This window comes from Enterobacter sp. 168J2, from assembly GCF_034107265.1.
Lineage (GTDB): Bacteria > Pseudomonadota > Gammaproteobacteria > Enterobacterales > Enterobacteriaceae > Enterobacter > Enterobacter nematophilus.
In genome coordinates, this window is the sequence record NZ_JAWNEB010000002.1 from 98,058 (window position 1) to 119,331 (window position 21,274).

Consider the following 21,274-nt stretch of genomic DNA (forward strand, 5'->3'; position numbering starts at 1 on the left):
CATTTCGCAGAACATCTTTTAACCAACAATAAACACCCCTACGAGGACGCTCATATGTGGAAGCGCTTACTTCTTGTCACAGCAGTTTCGGCAGCCATGTCGTCTATGGCGATGGCCGCTCCCTTAACCGTAGGTTTTTCGCAAGTTGGCTCTGAATCCGGCTGGCGTGCGGCAGAAACCAACGTTGCGAAAAGCGAGGCTCAGAAACGCGGCATCACCCTGAAAATCGCCGATGGTCAGCAAAAGCAGGAAAACCAGATCAAAGCCGTGCGCTCGTTTATCGCCCAGGGCGTGGATGCCATCTTTATTGCGCCAGTGGTGGCGACCGGCTGGGAACCGGTTCTGAAGGAAGCGAAAGATGCTGAAATTCCGGTCTTCCTGCTCGACCGTTCCATCGACGTAAAAGACAAATCTCTCTATATGACCACCGTCACCGCTAACAACGTGCTTGAAGGGCAGTTAATTGGCGACTGGCTGATTAAACAGGTCGACGGCAAGCCGTGCAACGTCGTTGAACTGCAGGGCACCGTCGGCGCGAGCGTGGCCATCGACCGTAAGAAAGGCTTTGCTGAGGCCATTGCCAAAGCGCCAAACATCAAGATTATCCGCTCTCAGTCCGGCGATTTTACCCGCAGTAAGGGTAAAGAGGTGATGGAGAGCTTTATCAAGGCTGAAAAAAACGGCAAGAACATCTGCATGGTTTACGCCCACAACGATGACATGGCGATCGGGGCGATTCAGGCGATTAAAGAAGCGGGCCTGAAGCCGGGCAAAGATATCCTCACCGGCTCTATCGACGGCGTGCCGGACATTTACAAAGCGATGATCGACGGTGAAGCCAACGCCAGCGTGGAGCTGACGCCGAACATGGCGGGCCCGGCATTCGACGCGCTGGAGAAATTCAAGAAAGACGGCACGATGCCTGAGAAGGTGACCGTCACCAAATCCACGCTCTACCTGCCGGATACGGCGAAAGAAGAGTTAGAGAAGAAGAAAAATATGGGCTACTAAGCCCCAGTCTCCCTCACCCTAGCCCTCTCCCCGGAGGGGAGAGGGAAAAGGGCGGTTTGGGCAGAAAATGAAAGACTGGCACGAATAGTCCCCTCTCCCCTCCGGGGAGAGGGTCAGGGTGAGGGGGAAAACCATGACCACTGAACAACACCAGGAAATCCTCCGCACAGAGGGCTTAAGCAAATTCTTCCCCGGCGTAAAGGCGCTGGATAGCGTTGATTTCAGCCTGCGGCGCGGTGAGATCATGGCGCTGCTGGGCGAGAACGGCGCGGGAAAATCGACGCTGATTAAATCGCTGACCGGCGTTTATCACGCCGATCGCGGCACCATCTGGCTGGAAGGCAACGCCATTTCGCCAAAAAACACCGCCCATGCCCAGCAGCTGGGGATCGGAACGGTTTACCAGGAAGTGAACCTGCTGCCGAATATGTCGGTGGCGGATAACCTGTTTATTGGCCGCGAGCCACGCCGCTTTGGCCTGCTCCGCCGCAAAGAGATGGAGGCGCGCGCCACGAAGCTGATGGAGTCCTACGGCTTTTCCCTCGACGTCCGCGAGCCGCTGAACCGCTTCTCCGTGGCGATGCAGCAGATCGTCGCCATCTGTCGTGCGATCGATCTCTCTGCGAAGGTGCTGATCCTCGATGAACCCACCGCCAGCCTCGATACCCAGGAAGTGGAGATGCTCTTCACCCTGATGCGCCAGCTGCGCGATCAGGGCGTGAGCCTGATCTTCGTTACGCACTTCCTCGATCAGGTGTATGAGGTGAGCGATCGCATTACGGTGCTGCGCAACGGCAGCTTTGTCGGCTGCCGCGAAACCCGTGAGCTGCCACAGATCGAGCTGGTGAAAATGATGCTGGGCCGCGAGCTGGAAACCAACGCGCTCCAGCGCGCGGGCCGCACGCTGCTGAGCGAGAAACCGGTCGCCGCGTTCAGCGATTACGGCAAAAAAGGCACTATCGCGCCGTTTAACCTGGAAGTGCGTCCCGGCGAAATAGTCGGGCTGGCGGGCCTGCTGGGCTCGGGCCGTACCGAAACCGCCGAGGTGATCTTCGGGATCAAGCCTGCCGACAGCGGCACCGCGCTGATCAAGGGCAAACCGCAAACGCTGCGATCGCCGCATCAGGCCTCCTGCCTGGGGGTCGGCTTCTGTCCGGAAGACCGGAAAACGGACGGCATCATTGCCGCCGCCTCGGTGCGCGAAAACATCATTCTGGCGCTTCAGGCCCAGCGCGGCTGGCTGCGCCCGATCCCCCGTAAAGAGCAAAACGCTATCGCCGAGCGCTTTATCCGCCAGCTCGGCATCCGCACCCCGAGCGCGGAACAGCCGATTGAATTTCTCTCCGGCGGTAACCAGCAGAAGGTGCTGCTCTCCCGCTGGCTGCTGACCAAACCCCAGTTCCTGATCCTCGACGAGCCGACGCGCGGTATCGACGTGGGCGCGCACGCCGAAATTATCCGGCTTATCGAAACTCTCTGTGCGGACGGGCTGGCCCTGCTGGTTATCTCATCCGAGCTGGAGGAGCTGGTGGGCTATGCCGATCGCGTCATCATCATGCGCGATCGCAAACAGGTGGCAGAGATCCCGCTGGATAAACTGTCCGTTCCGGCAATCATGAATGCCATCGCGGCGTAAGGAGTGAATCGTGATGTCCCGTTCGCTTTCGCAAACCGGTGAGTCAAAGCGCCGCTTTAGCTGGCCAACCGGCACGCCGCAAATTGCGGCGCTGCTGGTGGTGCTGCTGGTAGACAGCCTTGTCGCACCGCATTTCTTCCAGATTATTGTTCAGGATGGCCGCCTGTTTGGCAGCCCGATCGATATTTTAAACCGCGCCGCGCCCGTGGCGCTGCTGGCGATTGGGATGACGCTGGTGATCGCCACCGGCGGGATTGATCTCTCCGTCGGCGCGGTGATGGCTATCGCCGGCGCCACGGCAGCCTCCATGACCGTGGCCGGTCACAGCCTGCCGGTGGTGCTGCTGGCGGCCTTAGGCGCCGGCGTACTGGCCGGACTATGGAACGGTATTCTGGTGGCGGTACTGAAAATTCAGCCCTTCGTCGCCACCCTCATTTTGATGGTGGCCGGGCGCGGGGTGGCGCAGCTGATTACCTCCGGACAGATTGTCACCTTCAACTCCCCGAGCCTGGCGTGGCTCGGTAGCGGCAACCTTCTGTTTTTCCCGACGCCGGTGATTATTGCTCTGGTCACGCTCGTTGTCTTTTGGCTCTTCACCCGCAAAACGGCGCTCGGCATGTTTATTGAGGCGGTGGGGATCAACATCCGCGCCGCGCGCAACGCCGGAGTTAACACCCGATTGATGGTCATGCTGACCTACGTGCTGAGCGGCGTCTGCGCCGCCATTGCCGGTGTCATCGTCGCCGCCGATATTCGCGGGGCAGATGCCAACAACGCCGGACTCTGGCTGGAGCTGGATGCGATCCTCGCGGTGGTTATTGGCGGTGGATCGCTGATGGGCGGGCGTTTTAACCTGCTACTCTCGGTGATCGGCGCGCTGATCATTCAGGGCATGAACACCGGGATCCTGCTGTCGGGGTTCCAGCCGGAACTCAACCAGGTGGTAAAAGCGGTAGTTGTACTCTGCGTGCTGATCGTCCAGTCGCCGCGCTTTGTCAGCATCATTAAGGGGATCCGTGGCCATGATAAAACGTAATTTACCGTTAATGATCACGCTGGGCGTGTTTGTGCTGGGGTATCTCTACTGCCTGACCCAGTTCCCGGGGTTCGCCTCGACGCGTGTGATTTGTAACATACTGACAGATAATGCCTTTTTAGGCATTATCGCGGTCGGTATGACCTTTGTGATCCTCTCCGGGGGGATTGATCTCTCCGTCGGATCGGTGATCGCCTTTACCGGCGTGTTTCTTGCCAAAGCGATCGGTTTCTGGGGCATCTCGCCGCTGGTGGCGTTTCCGCTGGTGCTGGTGATGGGCTGCGCGTTTGGCGCTTTTATGGGGCTGCTGATTGACGCGCTGAAAATCCCGGCGTTTATCATTACCCTGGCGGGAATGTTCTTCCTGCGCGGGGTGAGCTATCTGGTATCGGAAGAGTCGATTCCGATTAACCACCCGGTGTACGACACGCTCTCCAGCCTGGCGTGGAAAATCCCCGGCGGCGGTCGTTTAAGCGCGATGGGGCTGCTGATGCTGGGCGTGGTGGTGATCGGCATTTTCCTCGCCCACCGCACCCGGTTCGGCAATCAGGTGTACGCCATCGGCGGCAACGCTACGTCGGCAAACCTGATGGGGATCTCAACCCGCAGCACCACCATCCGCATCTATATGCTCTCGACCGGCCTGGCGACGCTGGCAGGTATTGTCTTCTCGGTGTATACCCAGGCGGGCTATGCCCTTGCAGGCGTCGGCGTGGAGCTGGATGCGATTGCCTCGGTGGTTATCGGCGGCACGCTGCTCAGCGGCGGGGTAGGGACGGTGCTCGGCACGCTGTTCGGCGTAGCGATCCAGGGGCTGATACAGACCTATATCAACTTCGACGGCACGCTCAGCTCATGGTGGACCAAAATCGCCATCGGCATTCTGCTGTTTATTTTTATCGCCCTGCAGCGCGGCCTGACGGTGCTCTGGGAGAACCGACAAAGCTCGCCTGTTACCCGCGTGAACACATCGGTAACAGAGCCATAACATGCTGAAATTGCTTAAACTCTAAACATTTTCCGGTAGCGGCCGATACTCTTTTTTTATGCCCAGAAATATCTCGCTACCGGAAATAACATCATGCTTAAAACGCTATCGATTCGTACCGGCTTGCTCTCTTTACTGGCCGTTATGACCCTTCTGCTGCTGATTGTCAGCGGCATCGGCATTTATGCCCTCACACAGAGTTCTTCTTCACTGCAGCGCATTAATCACCTTCAGGGTGAGCAGATGGTGCAGCTGAATACCGGCTATACGCTGATCCTGCGCGCGCGCAATGAGGCGGGGCAGGCCGTCCGCATGATGGAAATCGGCATGCTGGACGATGCGGCCAAAGCGGTAAAAAACATTAATCAGGAAGTCGCCCTGGCCCAGAAAACGTTAAAAGGCGTGATTGACGGCGGCGTGGCTGACGAGCAGGGGCAGCAGCTTCTCGATAAAGTCGCGGCCAGCCTGGCGACGTATAACCAGCAGGGGATTGGCCCGATGCTAAAAACCCTGAATGACCAGAGCGCGGACAGCTATTACGATCTGCTGGAGAACACGCTGATCCCGGTGGCGAAGCAGTTCGATAACGATATGCAGGCGTTTCAGAAATGGAGCGAAGCGCGAGGCCAGGCGGAAGTGAGCGCCGTGCAGACGAGCAAAACCCGCGTGCTGATCCTGATTATCGTCGCCGCGCTGCTGACGGCGGGCATTATCGTGCTCGCCTGGCTGGTGCTGCGCCATATGCTGCTTAAGCCGCTGTCGGCCTCCATTGCGCAGCTGGAGAACGTGGCGGCGGGGGATTTAACCCATACGCTGAATGCCCCGGCGAGCCAGGAGTTTAACCGCCTCAACGCGGCGATAGAGGAGATGCGCCAGTCGCTGATGAGCTCGGTTCTGCGGGTACGTGACGCAAGCTCGCAAATTGACACCGGCAGCCGCGAGCTGACGGCGGGGAACCGGGATCTTGCCGAGCGCACCGAATCCACCGCCACGTCGCTGGAGCAGACCGCCGCCAGCATGGAGCAGATCACCGCCACGGTGAAGCTCAACGCCGACAACGCCGAGCAGGCGCACCAGCTGGCGAAGTCCGTTTCCGACACCGCCGATCACGGCAGCGAAATGGTCTGCTACGTGATTGAAAAAATGCGCGATATCTCCGGCAGCTCGGCGCGCATCGCCGACATCCTGAGCGTGATCGACGGTATTGCCTTCCAGACCAACATTCTGGCGCTTAACGCCTCCGTGGAAGCGGCGCGCGCGGGCGAGCAGGGGCGCGGGTTTGCCGTTGTCGCGGGTGAAGTCCGCAACCTTGCCAGCCGCAGCGCCGACGCGGCGAAAGAGATCCGTTCTCTTATCAGCGATTCGCAGACCCACGTTAACGAGGGCAGCGAGCTGGCCCAGCAGGCGGGTGAAACGATGGACGAGATTGCTACCGAAGTGCTGCGCATGACCAAACTGATGCGTGAAATTGCCACCGCGTCTCAGGAGCAGAGCCGCGGCATCGAGCAGGTGAATATTGCGGTGAACCAGATGGATGAAACCGCGCAGCAGAATGCGGCGCTGGTGCAGCAATCCTCCGCCGCGACCCGCTCCCTTGAGGAGCAGTCGCGTCAGCTGATGGAGGCCATGTCATCATTTAAAGTGACGGCTCAGACTGCGGCATAATATTCCCCAGCCCCGGGGCGTTCTGTGCCGGGGTTTTATTTCTCGCAGAATTTATCGCCGCAATATTATCGTGAATATCACCCATTAATATTTCCAGCGAGCTGGTTAACGCTAACGCTTTTTCAGTCGGCTCAAGATATAAACCTTTGCGGAAAAATAACGGCTCATCAAACAGTTGATTAAAGCGCTTCAACGCCAGGCTCACCGCGGGACGGGACATCTCCAGGCGCAAAGAGGCTTTTGCCATACTGCCGCAGCGGACGACTTCAATAAATACAGGAATAAGATTTAAATCAATGCCGGTATTAGCCCGGGAATAATTTTTCATTGTGACGCTGCTCCAGGAAATAATTGTCAAACTGTTATGGAAATAATGCAGGAGCAGGGGTGAATATTAAAGCGTGTTTTTTATAAACACTTATACGGTAAAATATATAAATGTGTTGGGGAGCCAGACTGGCTCCCCGGGAGAGTGGCGTTACACGTCCGGGTACTCACGGATAAAACGTTCAACGTCTTCAACCATATGGTTGTTGCCGACGAAGAACGAACGACGCTGGTGAAGGCTTTCCGGCACGATGTCCAGAATACGCTCTTTACCGTCGCTCGCCTTGCCGCCCGCCTGTTCGGCCAGGAACGCCATCGGGTTGCATTCGTACAGCAGGCGCAGCTTCCCGTCCGGGTGGCTTGCGGTGCTTGGGTAGAGGTAGATACCGCCTTTCAGCAGGTTACGGTGGAAATCCGCGACCAGTGAGCCAATGTAGCGGGACGTGTACGGGCGCTGGGTCGCTTTATCTTCTTCCTGACAGAATTTGATGTACTTCTTCACGCCGCTCGGGAATCGGATGTAGTTGCCTTCGTTGATGGAGTAGGTGTTGCCCTTCTCCGGGAAGCGCATACGTTCCTGGCTCAGGCAGAACACGCCCAGCGATGGATCGTAGGTAAAGGCGTGAACGCCGCAGCCGGTGGTGTAGACCAGCATGGTGGAGGAGCCATAGACAACGTAACCGGCCGCAACCTGGTTACTGCCCGGCTGCAGGAAATCTTCCTCGGTTACCGGCGTGCCGACAGGCGTAACGCGGCGGTAGATGGAGAAAATGGTACCGACAGAAACGTTAACGTCGATGTTGGAGGAGCCGTCGAGCGGATCCATCAGTACGACGTATTTCGCGTGTTCACACCCTTCGAAAACAACAATTTCATCTTCTTCTTCGGAGGCGATACCCGCAACGATGTCGCGCGCGCGCAGTGCAGCTTTCAGTTTTTCATTTGCGAACAGATCGAGTTTCTGCTGAACCTCGCCCTGAACGTTCTCGGCACCGCTGGCACCCAGGATATCGACCAGACCGGCCTTGTTGATATCACGGTGGATGATCTTAGCGCCCAGCTTTATTGCCGACAGCAAAGCAGTGAGTTCACCCGTAGCATGAGAGAACTCGTGCTGCTTTTCGACAATAAATTCACCTAACGTTTTCATAACACTTTCCCTGCATCTTTGTGAGTAGAGCGATTGTATGTTCACTAAAACGACTAAAGCCCAACAATCTTAACAAATATTCAAATAGTAGCGCAGAGGTGAATCGCGCCAGCAATATACGGATTTACCTGAAATGCGTTTCACAGCCGCTAACATGTGAGTAAAATGTGCGCCACATTGAAGAAGGATAGTGACGTATGCGCATTCATATATTGGGGATTTGTGGCACTTTCATGGGCGGACTGGCAATGCTGGCGCGCTCGCTGGGCCATGAAGTGACAGGTTCGGACGCCAATGTGTATCCGCCGATGAGCACGCTTCTGGAGAAACAGGGCATCTCGCTGATTCAGGGCTACGATGCCAGCCAGCTGGATCCGCAGCCGGATCTGGTCATCATTGGCAACGCCATGACCCGCGGCAACCCGTGCGTTGAAGCGGTGCTGGAACGCAATATTCCGTTCATGTCCGGCCCACAGTGGCTGCATGACTTCGTCCTGCGCGACCGCTGGGTGGTTGCCGTTGCCGGTACCCACGGCAAAACCACCACCGCCGGCATGGCGACCTGGATCCTCGAAGCCTGCGGCTACAAGCCGGGCTTCGTGATTGGCGGCGTGCCGGGTAACTTCGACGTCTCTGCGCGTCTCGGCGACAGCCCGTTCTTCGTGATTGAAGCGGATGAATATGACTGCGCATTCTTCGACAAGCGCTCCAAGTTCGTGCATTACTGCCCGCGCACGCTGATCCTCAACAACCTTGAGTTTGACCACGCGGACATCTTTGACGACCTGAAAGCGATTCAGAAACAGTTCCACCACCTGGTGCGCATTGTTCCGGGCCAGGGCCGCATTATCCTGCCGGAGAACGACATCAACCTGAAGCAGACCATGGCGATGGGCTGCTGGAGCGAGCAGGAGCTGGTGGGCGAGCAGGGTCACTGGCAGGCGAAAAAGCTCAACGCGGATGCCTCGGAGTGGGAAGTGCTGCTCGACGGTGAGAAAGTGGGCGAGGTGAAGTGGGGCCTGGTGGGCGAGCACAACATGCACAACGGCCTGATGGCGATCGCTGCGGCGCGCCACGTGGGCGTGCTGCCTGCAGATGCGGCCAATGCGCTGGGGACGTTTATCAACGCCCGCCGCCGTCTGGAGCTGCGCGGTGAAGCGAACGGCGTGACGGTGTATGACGATTTCGCGCACCACCCAACCGCCATTCTGGCGACGCTTGCGGCGTTACGCGGCAAGGTTGGCGGTACCGCGCGAATTCTGGCGGTGCTGGAACCGCGCTCGAACACCATGAAAATGGGCATCTGCAAAGACGATCTCGCGCCGTCCCTGGGACGCGCCGATGAAGTCTTCCTCTTACAGCCGCAGCATATTCCGTGGCAGGTGGCTGAAGTGGCCGATGCCTGCATTCAGCCTGCGCACTGGAGCGCGGACGTGGATGCCTTAGCGGATATGGTGGTGAAAGCCGCACAGCCTGGCGACCACATTCTGGTGATGAGCAACGGCGGGTTCGGTGGGATCCATCAGAAGCTGCTGGACGGTCTGGCGAAGAAAGCCGAGGCCGCAGAGTAAAATAAAGCCCGGTGGCGCTAGCGCTTACCGGGCCTACATTACTCTTCTCCCTCTCCCCTATGGGGAGAGGGCTGGGGTGAGGGGGAAACAGGCGGTTCGATATTACTCTGCGTTCTCAGACAGCTCGCGCAGATACTGGAAAATCAGGCGCGCGGACTTCGGCGGCTTATTCCCTTCTTTCTCTTTCTTCGCGTTGCGGATCAAAGAACGCAGCTGCTGGCGGTCGGCATCCGGCCACAGGTTCAGCACTTCCGGTACCGCATCATCACCCTGTTCAATCAGACGATCGCGGATCTGCTCCAGCTTATGGAACAGCGCAACCTGCTGGTTGTGGCGGTTTTTCAGCTTGTCCAGCGCCTGACGGATCGGATCCACGTCGCGCTGACGCAGCATTTTACCGATAAGCTGAAGCTGGCGACGACGGCCTTCTTTTTTGATTTTCTGTGCCAGTTCAATGGCATCACGCAGATCCTGGTCGAGCGGGATCTTATCCAGCGCGTTTTTACCCAGTTCTACCATTTCCGCGCCAAGCTGTTTTAACTCTTCGGCGTCACGTTTAATTTCACTTTTACTGACCCAGATGATCTCATCATCTTCGTCTTCGATGTCATCACCGGGAACGTCGTCGAGCCAGTCTTCGGGCTGCTTAGTCATGTCAGGCTCCTTAAAAAAAGAGGCTAATGTTACCAGTTAAGACGCGCACTGAAAAACGGTTCTCTGTTAGACTTCACTTAACTCTCTCTTACAGTATGGCATTTGCGATGAAAGTAACCTCACAAGTTGAAGCGCAGCGTAAGATTTTGGAAGAAGCCGTCTCCACCGCGCTGACGCTCGCTTCAGGTAAATCAGATGGCGCCGAAGTGGCGGTCAGCAAAACCACCGGCATTAGCGTTAGCACCCGCTATGGCGAAGTGGAGAATGTAGAATTTAACAGCGATGGCGCGCTTGGGATCACGGTGTATCACCAGAACCGCAAAGGCAGCGCGTCGTCTACCGATCTCAGCCCGGATGCCATTGCCCGTACGGTGCAGGCGGCGCTGGATATCGCCCGTTACACCTCGCCGGATCCTTACGCAGGCGTGGCGGATAAAGAGCTGCTGGCGTTTGACGCGCCGGATCTCGATCTTTTCCACCCGGCGGAAGTGACGCCGGATGAAGCCATTGAACTGGCCGCGCGCGCCGAGCAGGCGTCTTTGCAGGCCGACAAGCGCATCACGAATACTGAAGGCGGCAGCTTCAACAGCCACTACGGCATCAAAGTCTTCGGCAACAGCCACGGCATGCTGCAGGGCTACTGCTCAACCCGTCACTCGCTCTCAAGCTGCGTCATCGCCGAAGAGAACGGCGACATGGAGCGCGACTACGCCTACACCATTGGCCGCGCGCTGGGGGATTTACAGTCCCCTGAGTGGGTGGGTAAAGAGTGTGCCGAACGCACGCTGTCTCGCCTGTCGCCGCGTAAGCTCTCCACCATGAAAGCCCCGGTCATTTTTGCCAATGAAGTGGCGACCGGCCTGTTTGGCCATCTGGTGGGCGCTATCGCGGGCGGTTCGGTTTATCGTAAATCGACCTTTCTGCTCGACTCGCTGGGCAAGCAGATCCTGCCGGACTGGCTGACTATCGAAGAACATCCGCACCTGCTGAAAGGGCTGGCCTCCACGCCGTTCGACAGCGAAGGCGTGCGCACGGAACGCCGCGATATCGTTAAAGACGGCATTCTGACCCAGTGGCTGCTGACCAACTACTCCGCGCGCAAGCTGGGGCTGAAAAGCACCGGACATGCGGGCGGGATCCACAACTGGCGCATTGCCGGTCAGGGCCTGAGCTTTGAGCAGATGCTGAAAGAGATGGGCACCGGCCTGGTCGTCACCGAGCTGATGGGCCAGGGCGTAAGCGGCATCACCGGCGACTACTCGCGCGGTGCGGCGGGCTTCTGGGTCGAAAACGGCGAAATTCAGTATCCGGTGAGCGAAATTACCATCGCCGGCAACCTGAAGGACATGTGGCGCAACATCGTTACGGTCGGTAACGATATTGAAACACGTAGCAATATACAGTGTGGTTCTGTATTACTGCCGGAAATGAAAATCGCCGGCCAGTAATACCCGAAAAGCGTTTTAATAATAAAAAAGGAAGTGAGCAATGCGTAAACACCTGTTAGCGATCGTCGCGGCTTCAACGCTGGTTCTTGGCTCTTCTGCGTTTGCTGCCGATCTCGAAGACAACATGGACATCCTCAGTCAAAACCTGAAGGTCGTGCAGAAAACGGACAATGCGGCGGAAATGAAAGGCGCACTGACCAAAATGCGTGAAGCGGCGCTGGACGCGCAAAAAGCGACGCCGCCAAAGCTGGAAAGCAAAGCGGCAGACAGCGCAGAGATGAAGGACTATCGCCACGGCTTTGACGTGCTGGTCGGCCAGATCGACGGTGCGCTGAAGCTGGCTAACGAAGGCAAAGTGAAGGAAGCCCAGGCTGCGGCTGACCAGTTTGTGGCGACGCGCAACACGTATCACAAAAAATATCGTTAATTGGGTGCCTGAGCTGTACGTCCTTTCCCCGTATGCGGAGGCGCACTAAGCGCCCCCGCATCCTTGCTCCCTACTGGCCGGAGCGACAATCCATCCGCGCTGTCACTTCAAGCGAGCCGTTTCGAAAACGGATCTCGCACAGTGTTTTCCTCGTCACCAGCGTTAAAATGATTATTGTCAAAGCAACAATCATCGAAACCCGGATAATTGGGGATTGGCGTTTCATGGGTGCCTCCTTGCTTTAAAGCGGGCGAGGTAGCGAACTCCACGGTCGTGACGTGTCGTTTCGAGCCCCCGCCCTGATTTTCTATCAGGCGGGGCTTTCCACTTTCCGTCCCATGCCTGAGACGGTCAGTCTCAAGCACCCGCAGCCACTCTAGCGAATCCTCATAAGAAAACCTTATCCACGTCACATTTCTACGAGCCTGCTCGTAAACTTTTCCACTCTGCTTACCTGTTTAGTACCGCTTAATAGCGTGATATTCATCACGTAAATACAGCGGTTTAACCATATTCACCATATTTATGTGGCACAGATCACTGCTGCGGCTCGCCTTTCCACTTTGAAGTGGAAAACAACTCGCTACAAACAATTCCCCCCCAACGTTAGTTTTATTCCAGAGCCATTAACGGGGTAAGACGAGTGATTAACGGAGCGGTAATGAACGACGTTGGGGAACAGGCGGTGCAAACAGAACAGCTCGCGACCACCATGCTGCAGCAGGTTTATGCCCTGCTGGCCCGGCACAACATCATCCCCAATGCGGTACAGGAGCAGATGCTCACCTCCCACGTGCGCGCAATGGCGCACCGGTCAGTAACCGGCGAGCCGCTGCCGGAGGTAGAAGCAGAGCTGTTCGACGAAATTTCACCAGATTCAATGCAGCTTGCCCGTGAAGTGGTGGCGCAGTTTGGCAACCTTCCTGATGAAGAAGCCTGGCTGCTCTCCGTTCACTTTGAAGTCGCGAAAGACAACCTTTAAGGAGCAACACATGGAACAGATTACAGTCGTGATTGGCGATCGCCTGGGCAAAGGTCAGAAAGTGGCTGCTGGCGTGGAAAAAGCCGGCGGACGCGCGGTTGTCGTGCCGGGCATGGCGGCGGATATGAAGCTCGGCGACGTGATGAAAGCGGAAAACGCCACCTTCGGCATCTCCTTCTGCGGCAGCGGCGGCGCGGGCGCTATCACCGCGCAAACCAAATATGGCTACAAGGCCAAATACGGCATGCGTTCGGTTGAAGAGGGCGTGACCGCCATCAACGAAGGCTGCAACGTGCTGGGCTTCGGCTTTATGGATAAAGAAGAGCTGGGCGAGCGTCTTGTGCAGGCGTGGCAGAAAAAATACGGCGCATAAGCATGAAAGAACAGTTCACAACCACGGTGAGAGTGAAGGGGAAGGGCGACGCCAAAGCGCGCGCCTTTGCCGACGCGCTCAACCACGTTCAGGCCGCGGTGATGAAAGCCTCACCGCATATCTTACTGCGTATTGAGCCACAGGATGTGCAGGTTGTTCAGGCGCAAGAAGCGGTGCGTAAAGAAGCGTTTCTGTTCTTCTTTTTGCGCCGGGAAAGACGCACCTACAGCGTGGAGCTGGATGTGACCGTCAACGTGACCGCCATCAATCTCGACCAGGTGGATTTCGTCACGCAACGCTGATTATTCATAAAAAGGGCAGACTGATGTTCTTAATTATATTAATAAAATCGCTCATCATTGGCGGCCTGGTTGGCGTCGGTGTCGGAGCCGGGGCTGCACGCATGTTTCATGCGCCTACCACTCAGGGTATGGGCGCGTTTCGTACGTTGGGGGAACTGAACTCCTGTGAAGGGGATCCGGCGTCCCACTTCTCCTTTGGGTTAGGTTTCTTCTTTAACGCCTGGGCCTCTTCCGTGGCTGCGGGTGCCTTCACACAGGACGTAGACCACCGCATCATCCCGAACTGGGGTGCTGCTGCACTGATGATCAAAAACCGTAACGTCGGCGAAACGCTGCACGACCCGCGCAAAATGGCGATTGCCTGCGGCGTGATTGGCATGCTCGTCGTCACCTTCCTGAACCTGACCGCCTCCTCCGTGCCGGCAGCGCTTCAGGTCACCGCCGTGAAGGTGCTGGTGCCTGCCGCGAACCTGCTGGTTAACACCGTGATGCCGGTGATCTTCTGGCTGGCGGCCATCGACGCGGGTAAAAAATCGGGCTTCTGGGCCACCATCTTTGGCGGCGCGGCGCAGCTGATCATGGGCAACGCCGTACCGGGCCTGGTGCTGGGGATCCTGATTGGGAAAGGCGTGGAAGAGAGCGGCTGGAACCACGTCACCAAAGTGATGATGGCGGCGATCGTCCTGCTCTTCGTGCTGAGCGGCTTCTTCCGCGGCTTCGACATGAAGATGATCGAATCCTTCCATCTGACCGTGCCGAACTGGCTCGACATGATCCACAACTCGCTCAGCGGTAAATAACAGGAGCCTCTAAATGGAACAGAATAAAGGTTTTTGGTATGCCGACTGGTCGTTCCCGATCTTTGTTGGCCTGCTCTCCTCCGGCGTCTTCGCCGGGACGCACATGTACTACCTCTACGGCATCGGCGCGTTTAACGAAGTGGCCTTCGTGGCGATGCTGAAAGCGGGAATCGACACCGGCGTCTATGGCGCGGTAGCGGCGTTCGGCGCAAGCTTCCTGTTCGCCCGCATTATCGAAGGGTCGCTGGTGGGTATTCTCGACATCGGCGGGGCGATCCAGACCGGCGTGGGCCTCGGCATACCGGCGCTGCTGCTGGGCGCGGGGATCATGTTCCCGGTGACTAACTTCATCGCCTCGCTGATTACCGGCCTGGTGATTGGCCTGGCGATCGGCTACGTCATCATCCTGGCGCGTAAGTTCACCATCAACCAGAGCAACTCCACCTACGGTGCAGACGTGATGATGGGCGCGGGCAACGCCTCCGGCCGCTTCCTCGGGCCGTTGATTATCCTCAGCGCCATGACCGCCTCCATTCCAATCGGCGTTGGCTCTCTGGTCGGTGCGCTGCTGTTCTACATCTGGCAGAAGCCGATTACCGGTGGCGCCATCCTCGGCGCAATGATTTTGGGCTGGCTGTTCCCGGTCGCCCTTTAATACCCGCGGGCGCTCCGGCGCCCGCCTTATCAGGAGATCCTCATGTTTGATTTACTCCTGCGCCGTGCGCGCCTCGCCGACGATACCCTGACCGATATCGCCATTCAGGACGGGAAGATCGCCGCGACGGGCGAAATTGACGCTCCCTCCCGCAAGACGGTTGAGCTTCACGGTGACGTGTACGTCAGCGCAGGCTGGATTGATTCCCACGTTCACTGCTACCCGAACTCACCTATTTACCACGACGAGCCGGACAGCGTGGGCATTGCCACCGGCGTCACCACCGTGGTGGACGCGGGCAGTACCGGGGCCGACGACGTGGACGATTTTTACGACATCACCCGCAAAGCCTCAACAGAGGTGTTTGCCCTGCTGAACATCTCCCGCGTGGGGCTGATTGCCCAGAACGAGCTGGCCAACATGGCAAACATTGACGCCGATGCGGTGAAGCAGGCGGTGAAGCGCCACCCGGATTTTATCGTCGGCCTGAAGGCGCGCATGAGCAGCAGCGTGGTCGGTGAAAACGGCATTACGCCGCTGGAGCGCGCGAAAGCCATCCAGAAAGAGAACGGCGACCTGCCGCTGATGGTGCACATTGGCAACAACCCGCCAAACCTCGACGAAATTGCTGAACTGCTGAGCTCCGGCGACATCATTACCCACTGCTACAACGGCAAGCCCAACCGCATTCTGACGCCTTCCGGCGAGCTGCGCGCCTCCATCACCTCCGCCCTGAAGCGCGGCGTGCGTCTGGACGTCGGCCACGGCACGGCGAGCTTCAGCTTTGAGGTGGCGAAACGCGCTATCGCGATGGGCATTCTGCCGCACACCATCAGCTCGGATATCTACTGCCGCAACCGCATTAACGGCCCGGTTGGCTCGCTTTCGAGCGTGATGTCGAAGTTTCTCGCCATCGGCATGTCATTGCCGCAGGTGATTGACTGCGTCACCGCGAACGCCGCGGACGGCCTGCGCCTGGCGCGGAAGGGCCGCATCCAGCCGGGTCTCGACGCGGATTTAACGCTGTTCACAATTAAGCGCCAGCCAACGGTGCTGACGGATGCCGAAAACGACAGCCTGCAGGCTGAACACATTCTGGTGCCGCTTGCCGCGATCCGCGCGGGCAAGGGCTACATGACCGAACAAGGGAGCACGGAACATGCCTTCGATTTATGAGAAGTACAACTTAAAGCAGGTGATTAACACCTCAGGCCGCATGACGGCGCTGGGCGTCTCCACGCCGCGCCCGGAAGTGGTGCAGGCGGCGATGGACGGCATGAATCACTATTTCGAAATGAAGGATCTGGTCAACAAAACCGGGGAATACATTGCGAAGCTGCTGGATGTGGAAGGCGCGACGGTGGTCTCCTGCGCGTCGGCGGGCATTGCCCAGTCCGTGGCGGCGGTGCTGGTGAAAGACAGCGACTGGCTGCTGGAAAACCTGCACGTCACCCCAATCGAGAACAACGAAATCGTGCTGCCGAAAGGCCACAACGTTAACTTTGGCGCGCCGGTCGGCACCATGGTGGCGCTGGGCGGCGGTAAGCTGGTGGAGGCGGGCTACGCCAACGAATGTTCCGCCGATCAGTTGGCGGCGGCAATCACCCCGCGCACGGCGGCGATCCTCTACATCAAATCGCACCACTGCGTGCAGAAAAGCATGCTCAGCGTCGAGCAGGCGGCGGTGGTAGCGCGTAAACACTCCCTGCCGCTGATCGTCGATGCCGCGGCGGAAGAAGATCTGCACGTGTACTACCGCTCCGGCGCGGATCTGGTGATCTACAGCGGCGCGAAGGCAATTGAAGGGCCAACCAGCGGGCTGGTGATCGGCAAAACCCAGTACGTTGAGTGGGTGAAGCGCCAGACGGCGGGCATTGGCCGCGCGATGAAGGTCGGCAAAGAGGGGATCCTCGGCCTGACCTGCGCCATCGAACACTACCTGACGGCCACCAAAGAGAGCGGCGCCGAGATGGTGGCGAAGATGACGCCGTTTATCGACGCGCTCAACACCCTGAACGGCGTCACCGCGCGCGTGGTCTGGGACAGCGCGGGTCGTGATATCGCCCGCACCGAAATTAAGTTCGACGAAGCTACGACCGGCGTCGGCACCGGTGACCTGGTGGCGAAGCTGAAGCAGGGCGAATACGCCATCTATTTCCGTGGCTACAAGGCCAACGAAGGGATTATCGAAGCAGACGTGCGCAGCGTGAGCGCTGACCAGCTGAACATCGTCTACCGCCGCATTAGCGAAGTATTAGGACAGGAGAAAAACGCATGAAACTGACCCCCAATTTTTACCGTGACCGCGTCTGCCTGAACGTGCTGGCAGGCTCGAAAGCCAACGCCAGCGCCATTTACGAGGCGGCGGAAGGTCACGTGCTGGTGGGCGTGCTCTCCAAAAACTACCCAGACGTGGCGAGCGCTGTTGCCGATATGCGCGAATACGCCGCGCTGATTGATAACGCGCTCTCCGTAGGGCTGGGCGCGGGTGACCCGAACCAGTCGGCAATGGTGAGTGAGATCTCCCGCCAGGTGCAGCCGCAGCACGTCAACCAGGTCTTCACCGGCGTGGCCACCAGCCGCGCGCTGCTGGGGCAGAATGAATCGGTGGTTAACGGTCTGGTCTCCCCAACCGGCACCGTGGGCATGGTCAAAATCTCCACCGGACCGCTGAGCAGCAGCGCGCCGGACGGCATCGTGCCGGTTGAAACCGCGATTGCCCTGCTGAAAGATTTCGGCGGCAGCTCAATCAAGTACTTCCCGATGGGCGGCCTGAAGTGCCGCGACGAATATCAGGCGGTGGCGGAAGCCTGCGCCCGTCACGACTTCTGGCTGGAGCCGACGGGGGGTATCGATCTGGAAAACTATGAGGAGATCCTGCAGATCGCCCTCGACGCGGGCGTAAGCAAGATCATCCCGCATATCTACAGTTCAATTATCGACAAAGCCAGCGGCGACACGCGTCCGGAAGACGTGCGTACGCTGCTGGAAATGACGAAAAAGCTGGTGAAGTAACAAAAAAAACAACACCCCTCACCCCGGCCCTCTCCCCAAAGGGGAGAGGGTGTAATCGTCCGCTCTCCCCTTTGGGGAGAGGGTTAGGGTGAGGGGGATAAAACACCGCACACACCTGAAGGAGCCATCATGCACACTCGTACCCTGCTTGTCGCTTCACTCTCTTTGCTTGCCACCGCCGCTGTCGCCCAGACGCAATACGCCTGGGTGGGTACCTATAATCCCAATGGGGAAGGGCTGTACCGCTTTACCGTTGACCCGCAAAGCGGCGCGCTGGCGAGTAAAACGCTGGTGAGCACGCTGCCGAACGCCGCGCAGCTGGCCGTCTCGCAAGACGGTAAAACGCTGTATCTGGCAAGCGAAGTGGAGCAGGGCGTGGTGCAGGCGCTGCGGGTGGGCGATAACGGCGCGCTGAGCGAGCTGAATCAGGTGGCCTCCGGCGGCGCGGGGCCGGTGTATCTTTCGCTGACGCCAAACGGCAAGCATCTGCTGGTGGCGAATTACGTCAGCGGATCGATTGCCGTTTTGCCCGTCAACGCGGACGGCAGCCTGGGTGACGCTACGGACAAACATCAGGACCAGGGAGAACCGGGCGCGGCGAAGCCGGAAGCGGCTGTTGAGGGTAGCTTTGCCATCAGCGATCACAACGGCCCCCATGCGCACATGATCGCCGCCGATCCGAGCGGGAAATACGTTTTTTCTACCGATCTGGGGCTGGATCGCATCTATCAGTACCGCTTTGACGATCGAACAGGAAAGCTTACGCCGAACGATCCGCCGTTTATCAGCGCCTCCTCAAAAGGCGCCGGTTCGCGCCACTTTGTCTTTACGCCAAAGGGGGATGCCCTGTGGCTGATTAACGAAGAGGCGTCTACGCTCACCCATTATGCGCTGGACAGCAGCGGCAGGCTGAAAGAGGGCAAAACGGTCTCTGCCCTGCCGGACGGCTATAAAGGCACCAGCTTTGCAGCCGGGCTCGCATTAAGCGCCGACGGTAAGCAGCTGTATGTGGCGAACCGTTTGCATAACAGCATCGGGCACTTTACCGTAACAGCGGAGGGCACGCTGACGCATCAGGAGGATGTCTGGACCCGCGGCGACTACCCGCGCACCCTGACGCTCGATAAACAGGGACGCTGGCTGTACGTCATGAACCAGCGCAGCGACAACATTACCCGTTTCCGCGTGGCGCAGGACGGCAAGCTGAGCTTCGAGCCTGACTATACCCCGGTCGGCAGCCCATCCCAGATGGTCATTTCACCCTGAGCAGTAAGAGGACAACGACGTGCGATTTCCGAACCAACGTTTAGCGCAACTTTTCGATCTGTTGCAAAACGAGACGCTGCCGCAGGACGAGCTGGCGCAGCGGCTGTCGGTCTCCACGCGAACCGTCCGCGCAGATATCACCGCCCTGAACGCGCTGCTGGCGAGCCACGGCGCGCAGTTTATTCTGAGCCGGGGCAACGGCTACCAGCTTAAAATTGACGATGCCGAGCGCTATCAGCAGCTGCAGGCATCGCATCCGCGCGCGCTGCGTATTCCCCGAACGGGACCGGAGCGCGTGCACTATCTGGTGGTGCGTTTCCTGACGTCGGCGTTTTCACTTAAGCTTGAAGATCTGGCCGACGAGTGGTTTGTCAGCCGCGCCACCTTGCAGAGCGACATGGTGGAAGTGCGCGAGTGGTTCCAGCGCTATAACCTGACGCTGGAAACCCGCCCGCGCCACGGCATGAAGCTGTTTGGCAGCGAGATGTCGGTCCGCGCCTGCCTGACCGATCTCCTGTGGGAGCTGGCGCAGCAGGACAGCCTCAACCCGCTGGTGACGGAAGTCGCGCTCAACGCCGGGGTACCGGAGCAGATGGTGGTCGTGCTGCACGACGCGCTCACCCGGCACCACATTCGCCTGACCGACGAAGGTGAGCTGTTCCTGCGCCTGTACTGCGCGGTGTCGGTGCGTCGTATCAGCGAAGGTTTTCCGCTGCCGGAATTCCACGCCGAAGACGTGGAAGAGAACGTGCGGGAAGCGGCGAAGGATATTGCGGTGGCCATTCAGGAGCTGGCGGGCAAAGCGCTGTCGCCGTCCGAAGAGAGCTGGCTGTGCGTGCACATTGCGGCGCGGCAGATCCAGGAGATCGCCCCCAGCGCGATTAACGCCGACGACGACGAAGCGCTGGTCAACTACATCCTGCGCTACATCAACACCCACTATAACTACAACCTGCTCAGCGACGCGCAGCTGCACGCGGATCTGCTCACGCACATTAAAACCATGATCACCCGCGTGCGGTATCAAATCATGATCCCCAATCCGCTGCTGGATAACATCAAGCAGCACTACCCGATGGCATGGGATATGACCCTTGCTGCGGTGTCGAGCTGGGGCAAATACACGCCGTACGTGATCAGCGAAAACGAGATTGGCTTTCTGGTGCTGCATATCGGCGTCGGGCTGGAGCGCCACTACAACATCGGCTACCAGCGCCAGCCGCGCGTGCTGCTGGTATGCGATGCCGGTAACGCGATGGTCCGCATGATTGAGGCGGTGCTCCAGCGCAAATACCCGCAGATCGAGGTGACGCGCACGCTCACCCTGCGCGAGTACGAGCTGGCGGATGCCATCGGCGAAGACTTTGTTATCTCCACCGCTCGCGTGAGTGAAAAATCCAAACCAGTGGTGACGATCGCCCCGTTCCCGACCGATTATCAGTTAGAGCAGATCGGCAAGCTGGTGCTGGTGGACCGCACCCGCCCGTGGATGCTGGAGAAATACTTCGATGCGGCCCATTTCCGCATTCTCGACAAGCCTGTTGACCAGCAAACGCTGTTCCGCGAGCTGTGTGACCAGCTTGAACGCGAAGGCTTTGTTGGCGCGGAGTTTCTGGATTCGGTCGTTGAGCGTGAAGCTATCGTCAGCACCATGCTCGGCGACGGCATCGCGCTGCCGCACTCCCTCGGCCTGCTGGCGCAGAAAACGGTGGTCTACACGGTGCTGGCTCCGCAGGGTATTCAGTGGGGAGATGAAACGGCGCACGTCATCTTCCTGCTCGCCATCAGCAAAAGCGAGTACGAAGAGGCGATGGCGATTTACGACATCTTCGTCACCTTCCTGCGAGAACGCGCGATGGCACGCCTGTGCCAGTGCGGAGATTTTGCCGGGTTTAAGGCGGTGGCGATGGAGAGTTTGAGCCGGTTTTGAGAGGCATTATCCAGAATTCGATGTAATGCGAATGTAAT

Annotated in this window: 22 protein-coding genes; 18 read left to right on the plus strand and 4 right to left on the minus strand. The window is 58.4% G+C overall.

All coding sequences use genetic code 11. The features are described from left to right. Positions 1–54 precede the first annotated feature (54 nt). From ytfQ to USG84_RS08570, 5 genes are all read left to right on the plus strand, one after another. Positions 55–1,011 carry a galactofuranose ABC transporter substrate-binding protein YtfQ gene (gene ytfQ, locus USG84_RS08550; protein WP_151413007.1) on the plus strand — a complete coding sequence of 319 codons (957 nt, stop codon included), beginning with the start codon at positions 55–57 and terminating at the stop codon, positions 1,009–1,011. 133 nt (positions 1,012–1,144) lie between these two features. After that, on the plus strand, positions 1,145–2,647 hold the full coding sequence (gene ytfR / locus USG84_RS08555; RefSeq protein WP_253540460.1) for a galactofuranose ABC transporter, ATP-binding protein YtfR: 1,503 nt from the start codon (positions 1,145–1,147) through the stop codon (positions 2,645–2,647). 10 nt (positions 2,648–2,657) lie between these two features. Then, positions 2,658–3,683, plus strand: a complete 1,026-nt coding sequence (gene ytfT / locus USG84_RS08560) for a galactofuranose ABC transporter, ATP-binding protein YtfT (protein WP_253540461.1) — start codon at positions 2,658–2,660, stop codon at positions 3,681–3,683. Then, on the plus strand, positions 3,670–4,671 hold the full coding sequence (gene yjfF, locus USG84_RS08565) for a galactofuranose ABC transporter, permease protein YjfF (protein WP_119917020.1): 1,002 nt from the start codon (positions 3,670–3,672) through the stop codon (positions 4,669–4,671). Before ytfT ends, yjfF begins: the two co-directional genes overlap by 14 nt. A 93-nt stretch (positions 4,672–4,764) precedes the next feature. Next, the gene (locus tag USG84_RS08570) at positions 4,765–6,336 is read left to right on the plus strand and encodes a methyl-accepting chemotaxis protein (RefSeq protein WP_151413008.1); all 1,572 of its coding nucleotides are present in this window, start codon (positions 4,765–4,767) and stop codon (positions 6,334–6,336) included. On the opposite strand, the gene USG84_RS08575 is transcribed toward USG84_RS08570, so the two are convergent. Both USG84_RS08575 and fbp read right to left on the minus strand, forming a co-directional pair. Beyond that, on the minus strand, positions 6,308–6,664 hold the full coding sequence (locus USG84_RS08575) for a helix-turn-helix domain-containing protein (RefSeq protein ID WP_061099438.1): 357 nt from the start codon (positions 6,662–6,664) through the stop codon (positions 6,308–6,310). The genes USG84_RS08570 and USG84_RS08575 overlap by 29 nt on opposite strands. Positions 6,665–6,814: 150 nt before the next feature. Continuing rightward, complete coding sequence (gene fbp, locus USG84_RS08580; RefSeq protein ID WP_151413009.1) at positions 6,815–7,813, minus strand: class 1 fructose-bisphosphatase; 999 nt, start codon at positions 7,811–7,813, stop codon at positions 6,815–6,817. A gap of 197 nt (positions 7,814–8,010) precedes the next feature. Here fbp and mpl point away from each other — a divergent pair, with 197 nt between their 5' ends. Then, a complete protein-coding gene (gene mpl / locus USG84_RS08585; protein ID WP_151413010.1) occupies positions 8,011–9,384 on the plus strand; it encodes a UDP-N-acetylmuramate:L-alanyl-gamma-D-glutamyl-meso-diaminopimelate ligase in 1,374 nt (457 codons plus the stop codon). Between the two features lie 102 nt (positions 9,385–9,486). Here the strand turns inward: mpl and yjgA are convergent, their stop codons facing one another. Beyond that, positions 9,487–10,038 (minus strand): ribosome biogenesis factor YjgA, encoded by a 552-nt coding sequence (yjgA, locus tag USG84_RS08590; RefSeq protein ID WP_028015295.1) that lies wholly within the window; start codon positions 10,036–10,038, stop codon positions 9,487–9,489. A gap of 95 nt (positions 10,039–10,133) precedes the next feature. Between yjgA and pmbA the strand changes: the two genes are divergently transcribed. Further along, the gene (gene pmbA, locus USG84_RS08595) at positions 10,134–11,486 is read left to right on the plus strand and encodes a metalloprotease PmbA (RefSeq protein WP_151413011.1); all 1,353 of its coding nucleotides are present in this window, start codon (positions 10,134–10,136) and stop codon (positions 11,484–11,486) included. 40 nt (positions 11,487–11,526) lie between these two features. After that, positions 11,527–11,913 carry a cytochrome b562 gene (cybC, locus tag USG84_RS08600; RefSeq protein ID WP_028015297.1) on the plus strand — a complete coding sequence of 129 codons (387 nt, stop codon included), beginning with the start codon at positions 11,527–11,529 and terminating at the stop codon, positions 11,911–11,913. 70 nt (positions 11,914–11,983) lie between these two features. On the opposite strand, the gene USG84_RS08605 is transcribed toward cybC, so the two are convergent. Continuing rightward, the gene (locus USG84_RS08605) at positions 11,984–12,139 is read right to left on the minus strand and encodes a Hok/Gef family protein (RefSeq protein ID WP_041911460.1); all 156 of its coding nucleotides are present in this window, start codon (positions 12,137–12,139) and stop codon (positions 11,984–11,986) included. 417 nt (positions 12,140–12,556) lie between these two features. Here USG84_RS08605 and USG84_RS08610 point away from each other — a divergent pair, with 417 nt between their 5' ends. The 10 genes from USG84_RS08610 to USG84_RS08655 all read left to right on the plus strand — a co-directional run bounded on the left by USG84_RS08610 (position 12,557) and on the right by USG84_RS08655 (position 21,236). Beyond that, complete coding sequence (locus USG84_RS08610) at positions 12,557–12,895, plus strand: PRD domain-containing protein (protein ID WP_119917024.1); 339 nt, start codon at positions 12,557–12,559, stop codon at positions 12,893–12,895. 10 nt (positions 12,896–12,905) lie between these two features. After that, positions 12,906–13,268 carry an SFCGS family glycine-rich protein gene (locus tag USG84_RS08615; RefSeq protein WP_023293430.1) on the plus strand — a complete coding sequence of 121 codons (363 nt, stop codon included), beginning with the start codon at positions 12,906–12,908 and terminating at the stop codon, positions 13,266–13,268. A gap of 2 nt (positions 13,269–13,270) precedes the next feature. Continuing rightward, the gene (locus USG84_RS08620) at positions 13,271–13,570 is read left to right on the plus strand and encodes a DUF4312 family protein (protein ID WP_006810338.1); all 300 of its coding nucleotides are present in this window, start codon (positions 13,271–13,273) and stop codon (positions 13,568–13,570) included. Between the two features lie 23 nt (positions 13,571–13,593). Continuing rightward, complete coding sequence (locus USG84_RS08625) at positions 13,594–14,370, plus strand: DUF4311 domain-containing protein (protein WP_023310182.1); 777 nt, start codon at positions 13,594–13,596, stop codon at positions 14,368–14,370. 13 nt (positions 14,371–14,383) lie between these two features. Continuing rightward, positions 14,384–15,025, plus strand: a complete 642-nt coding sequence (locus USG84_RS08630) for a DUF4310 family protein (RefSeq protein ID WP_151413012.1) — start codon at positions 14,384–14,386, stop codon at positions 15,023–15,025. 42 nt (positions 15,026–15,067) lie between these two features. Further along, the gene (locus USG84_RS08635; protein ID WP_253540463.1) at positions 15,068–16,201 is read left to right on the plus strand and encodes an amidohydrolase/deacetylase family metallohydrolase; all 1,134 of its coding nucleotides are present in this window, start codon (positions 15,068–15,070) and stop codon (positions 16,199–16,201) included. Then, on the plus strand, positions 16,185–17,303 hold the full coding sequence (locus USG84_RS08640) for a DgaE family pyridoxal phosphate-dependent ammonia lyase (RefSeq protein ID WP_151413013.1): 1,119 nt from the start codon (positions 16,185–16,187) through the stop codon (positions 17,301–17,303). Before USG84_RS08635 ends, USG84_RS08640 begins: the two co-directional genes overlap by 17 nt. Beyond that, positions 17,300–18,040 (plus strand): 2-dehydro-3-deoxy-phosphogluconate aldolase, encoded by a 741-nt coding sequence (gene dagF, locus USG84_RS08645; protein ID WP_061099431.1) that lies wholly within the window; start codon positions 17,300–17,302, stop codon positions 18,038–18,040. The genes USG84_RS08640 and dagF overlap by 4 nt, the downstream gene beginning before the upstream one ends. 129 nt (positions 18,041–18,169) lie before the next feature. Next, positions 18,170–19,306, plus strand: coding sequence for a lactonase family protein (locus USG84_RS08650; protein ID WP_414146786.1), 1,137 nt, complete (start codon positions 18,170–18,172; stop codon positions 19,304–19,306). Positions 19,307–19,325: 19 nt separating this feature from the next. Further along, positions 19,326–21,236: a BglG family transcription antiterminator gene (locus USG84_RS08655; RefSeq protein WP_253540465.1), complete on the plus strand. Its 1,911-nt coding sequence runs from the start codon at positions 19,326–19,328 to the stop codon at positions 21,234–21,236. The last annotated feature ends 38 nt before the right edge of the window (positions 21,237–21,274 follow it).

Excerpts from the sequence above, each read along its gene's own strand:
- ytfQ (WP_151413007.1), top strand. The coding sequence starts at position 55 with ATGTGGAAGCGCTTACTTCTTGTCACAGCAGTTTCGGCAGCCATGTCG.
- ytfR (WP_253540460.1), top strand. The coding sequence starts at position 1,145 with ATGACCACTGAACAACACCAGGAAATCCTCCGCACAGAGGGCTTAAGC.
- yjfF (WP_119917020.1), top strand. The coding sequence starts at position 3,670 with ATGATAAAACGTAATTTACCGTTAATGATCACGCTGGGCGTGTTTGTG.
- USG84_RS08570 (WP_151413008.1), top strand. The coding sequence starts at position 4,765 with ATGCTTAAAACGCTATCGATTCGTACCGGCTTGCTCTCTTTACTGGCC.
- USG84_RS08575 (WP_061099438.1), bottom strand. The coding sequence starts at position 6,664 with ATGAAAAATTATTCCCGGGCTAATACCGGCATTGATTTAAATCTTATT.
- fbp (WP_151413009.1), bottom strand. The coding sequence starts at position 7,813 with ATGAAAACGTTAGGTGAATTTATTGTCGAAAAGCAGCACGAGTTCTCT.
- mpl (WP_151413010.1), top strand. The coding sequence starts at position 8,011 with ATGCGCATTCATATATTGGGGATTTGTGGCACTTTCATGGGCGGACTG.
- yjgA (WP_028015295.1), bottom strand. The coding sequence starts at position 10,038 with ATGACTAAGCAGCCCGAAGACTGGCTCGACGACGTTCCCGGTGATGAC.
- pmbA (WP_151413011.1), top strand. The coding sequence starts at position 10,134 with ATGGCATTTGCGATGAAAGTAACCTCACAAGTTGAAGCGCAGCGTAAG.
- cybC (WP_028015297.1), top strand. The coding sequence starts at position 11,527 with ATGCGTAAACACCTGTTAGCGATCGTCGCGGCTTCAACGCTGGTTCTT.
- USG84_RS08605 (WP_041911460.1), bottom strand. The coding sequence starts at position 12,139 with ATGAAACGCCAATCCCCAATTATCCGGGTTTCGATGATTGTTGCTTTG.
- USG84_RS08615 (WP_023293430.1), top strand. The coding sequence starts at position 12,906 with ATGGAACAGATTACAGTCGTGATTGGCGATCGCCTGGGCAAAGGTCAG.
- USG84_RS08620 (WP_006810338.1), top strand. The coding sequence starts at position 13,271 with ATGAAAGAACAGTTCACAACCACGGTGAGAGTGAAGGGGAAGGGCGAC.
- USG84_RS08625 (WP_023310182.1), top strand. The coding sequence starts at position 13,594 with ATGTTCTTAATTATATTAATAAAATCGCTCATCATTGGCGGCCTGGTT.
- USG84_RS08630 (WP_151413012.1), top strand. The coding sequence starts at position 14,384 with ATGGAACAGAATAAAGGTTTTTGGTATGCCGACTGGTCGTTCCCGATC.
- USG84_RS08635 (WP_253540463.1), top strand. The coding sequence starts at position 15,068 with ATGTTTGATTTACTCCTGCGCCGTGCGCGCCTCGCCGACGATACCCTG.
- USG84_RS08640 (WP_151413013.1), top strand. The coding sequence starts at position 16,185 with ATGCCTTCGATTTATGAGAAGTACAACTTAAAGCAGGTGATTAACACC.
- dagF (WP_061099431.1), top strand. The coding sequence starts at position 17,300 with ATGAAACTGACCCCCAATTTTTACCGTGACCGCGTCTGCCTGAACGTG.
- USG84_RS08650 (WP_414146786.1), top strand. The coding sequence starts at position 18,170 with ATGCACACTCGTACCCTGCTTGTCGCTTCACTCTCTTTGCTTGCCACC.